The 3,162-nt window shown below is 60.6% G+C and carries 3 protein-coding genes; all 3 read left to right on the forward strand.

Features of this window, described 5'->3' with window-relative positions:
- Nucleotides 1–27 precede the first annotated feature (27 nt).
- The 3 genes from DC522_RS32905 to DC522_RS32915 all read left to right on the forward strand — a co-directional run bounded on the left by DC522_RS32905 (nt 28) and on the right by DC522_RS32915 (nt 3,067).
- The gene (locus tag DC522_RS32905; protein WP_116532617.1) at nt 28–1,401 is read left to right on the forward strand and encodes a CapA family protein; all 1,374 of its coding nucleotides are present in this window, start codon (nt 28–30) and stop codon (nt 1,399–1,401) included.
- A gap of 313 nt (nt 1,402–1,714) precedes the next feature.
- Nucleotides 1,715–2,035, forward strand: coding sequence for a hypothetical protein (locus tag DC522_RS32910; protein WP_116532615.1), 321 nt, complete (start codon nt 1,715–1,717; stop codon nt 2,033–2,035).
- A gap of 810 nt (nt 2,036–2,845) precedes the next feature.
- Nucleotides 2,846–3,067 carry a recombinase family protein gene (locus tag DC522_RS32915; RefSeq protein ID WP_165820435.1) on the forward strand — a complete coding sequence of 74 codons (222 nt, stop codon included), beginning with the start codon at nt 2,846–2,848 and terminating at the stop codon, nt 3,065–3,067.
- Nucleotides 3,068–3,162 lie beyond the last annotated feature (95 nt).

A 3,162-nucleotide genomic window follows, 5' to 3' on the forward strand; every position in this document is an offset into this window, starting at 1 on the left:
CATGATGAAGAGACGAAGGATAGGTCGATGAGAGATCAGTCGCGCGAAGACAGTGACTATTGGGGCGCCGAGATGGGTGGCTATGATACGGTCGGATCGACTGCGACGAACGTTGCGGATGGCTTCACGATGGCGGCCGTTGGCGATCTGATCGTGACGCGGGCGCTCACAAAGGGTCACCATCCGGGCTTTGGCGAGATCGTCGAGATCCTTCGTAAGGCCGATGTCACCTTCGGCAATATGGAAACCAACATCTTCGACATCCGATCGTTCAACGGAAGCCCGCAGGCCGAGTACGGGGGCGCCTATCACGTCAGCACGCCAGAGCTCGGACCTGATCTGAAGGCCATGGGCTTCAACCTAGTGAGCTACGCCAACAACCATACCTTCGACTGGGGTGTTGAGGGCATGCGCGAGACGTGCCGGGCACTCGATCAGAACGGAATCGTTTACGCCGGTGTTGGCGAAAATCTCGCACAAGCCGGTGCCGCCCGGTTCCTAGAGACCCCACGCGGCCGCGTGGCATTGGTGTCGTTCGCTTCAACGTTCATGCCGATGTCTCGTGCGTGCGACCCTGCAGGCGAGGCGCCGGGCAGGCCAGGACTCAACGCCCTTCGCCTGGAAGAAAGCATCGTAGTTCCTCCGGCGATGCTCGAAAACGTGAGGCAAATCCGCAGTGCCTTGCCGGGCCCGGAGCTACGCAGTGATGACGCGACCCGGGTCACGCTTGCAGGGAAGACGTACAAGCTTGGCGAGAAAACTGGCTTTAGCTATGAAGTCAACCCCTACGATCTAGCCGGAATCTTGCGGAATATTCGCCGAGGCAAGCAGTTTGCCGACTTCTGCATCGTCACGAATCACGGTCACGAGCCGGAGAACTGGAGTCAGGAGCCGCCTGATTATGAACAATCATTTGCGCACAAGATCATTGACGCAGGGGCCGATGCATATGTCGTGCATGGACCGCATCAATTGCGGGGCATCGAGATCTACAAGGGCCGGCCGATCCTCTACAGCGTTGGGAACTTCATTATGGACGACCTCCGCACGCCTGTAGGTGCTGACATGTTCGCTGCATACGGTAAGGACCCGCGGACCGACACAGATGCCGAGGTCAGTGTCGCCGAGATGGCACAAGATTTCTCAGACCGGGTCTTTTATGAGAGCGTTATCAGCGTCAGCCGATTTGAACAGAACCAGCTTGCCGAGTTGCGGCTTTATCCGATCGAACTCGGCTACTCGAAGAGGTTGGCCAACCGGGGCGTTCCCCGACTGGCTGTCGGCCAGCAAGCAAGCAAAATTCTGGAGCGTCTCCAGAAGCTCTCGAAGCCGTTTGGGACCCGAATTACCATCGAAAGCGACATTGGAGTCATCAGACTGGGACTGACCTCGCCACGGTAACGTGTCTCCGATGAGCGAATTTGCGGATTGAAACGAACAGGCTCATGTTCGGCCGGAAGGAAACCTGGTCCGACGTCGAGAACCGTTTCGCGGCCGAGCACGATGTTCGTCAAAACGGTCCGTATCCGCAAAAACGACACCCTCGGAATGGGCCGTATCATTGAACTATCCAGCTGGAGCGCACTCGCTCCGACGCCGAGCGGGCTCGGTGCCATTACGATGCAGTCGAGCCGGAGAACCGCTTCGTGGCGCGCTTCCTCGAACGCATCTGAGAGGGAAAGCCACGCGCAACTGTCAGGCGGAGATCCCCACGATGATCGCGGCAGACCACGAGGGCCTGCCGACGACCTGGCCTGCCGCCACTGTCATAGCGGCCAACCGCAAGCAGATGATCCACGAGATCATCCTCGATCAGAAGCGGTCGCAGGGGCAGGTCTGGCTCAGGATCGTGTGGCAGACGGAAGCGACCAGCGAGCACCGCCTGCAGCAGCGTGTCTACAGTTACTGCGATCAGATCAATCTCGACCGGCGGCGGATCACGGATCTGAACGCCGTCGGCAAGATAGACAAGGAGATCGCGTCCGAGCTGAATCGAAGACTTCGTCGCCTCCCGCGGCTGTTCGTTCAAGGGTGAGAGCGTCTGGCTCCTGTGCACCCGTTGGCGGATCCCGACGTCAAGATCAACAGCGCCTACGCCAATCCCCGCGCTGGCCCGACGGCAGCTACTCGGCACAAGGGGCGGCCTCAGCCTTCGGAATCACGCCACAGACCGTGTTCGACTATCTGGTCCAAGGTCTCTTGACCAGCCGCTAATCGGCCAAAGGGCAGCCCGATCGCGCGAAACACGCAGACAGCCCCGGCAGATCGATCTCCCGGACGAACAGATCAAACGGCTGCGGACCCGTCTCCAACACACGAGACGCTCCAGGAAGAGGGCATCATGACAACTTCGGCGAGCGGAACGGGTTCTGGTTTGGTCAGTTCGTCCAGTTCATCCGGCGTCAGCGTCATAGGGGCGAACCGCACGTCGTGATCGAAGGACCTGATGGTGGGCGACAGGTTCTGCTGGCTCGCCACCTGGAAGCGGCTGCACCGCTGCCCGGTGCGACAGCCCCGGCTCTCACCTTTGCCCTAGGCAGTCTCTGCGGGCGCTGGCCCGCGTGGTCGCCAGTTTAGGGAGTGCGTCACTCTCTGCGCCAGAGGACTGTCATGCGCCCGCGCTCCCAGATCCCGCTTCCCCACGTGTGGAGCCCCCTCCAGCCCGAGATCCATCAGCACATGGTGATCCCCTGGACAGATTTGCTGCAGCGTCAGCTGTGAGCCGCGCAGGAACCCGCGCTCCCGCGAGGAAAGCCGTGTCATGACCGCGATCTCCCCCGAAATCGAACCCCGACACCTGCTGCGGTGCACCACCGTATATGTCCGCCAGTCAACACCCTAGCAGGTGCAGAACAACCAGGAAAGCACCCGTCGGCAATACCTGTTGGCCGAACGGGCGCGGCAAATGAGCTGGACCGCCCCGCTGGTCGGGGGCATTGACGAGGATCTGGGTCTCTCCGGTGCCAGCTCCCACCAGCAGACGGGCTTTCAGCGTCTGGTCGCGGCGATTGGCTTGGGAGAGGTCGGCATCGTGCTGGTCACCAAGATCTCACGACTCGCGCCGTAATAGCGACTGGCACTGGGTCATCGAACTGTGCGCGGTCTTCCGTACCTTGTTGCGGATGAAAATGGCGTGTACTGCCCGCAGGATCCGAACGACAG

The sequence above is a fragment of the Microvirga sp. KLBC 81 genome (assembly GCF_003075415.1).
Taxonomy (GTDB): Bacteria; Pseudomonadota; Alphaproteobacteria; order Rhizobiales; family Beijerinckiaceae; genus Microvirga.

Excerpts from the sequence above, each read along its gene's own strand:
- DC522_RS32905 (WP_116532617.1), top strand. The coding sequence starts at position 28 with ATGAGAGATCAGTCGCGCGAAGACAGTGACTATTGGGGCGCCGAGATG.
- DC522_RS32910 (WP_116532615.1), top strand. The coding sequence starts at position 1,715 with ATGATCGCGGCAGACCACGAGGGCCTGCCGACGACCTGGCCTGCCGCC.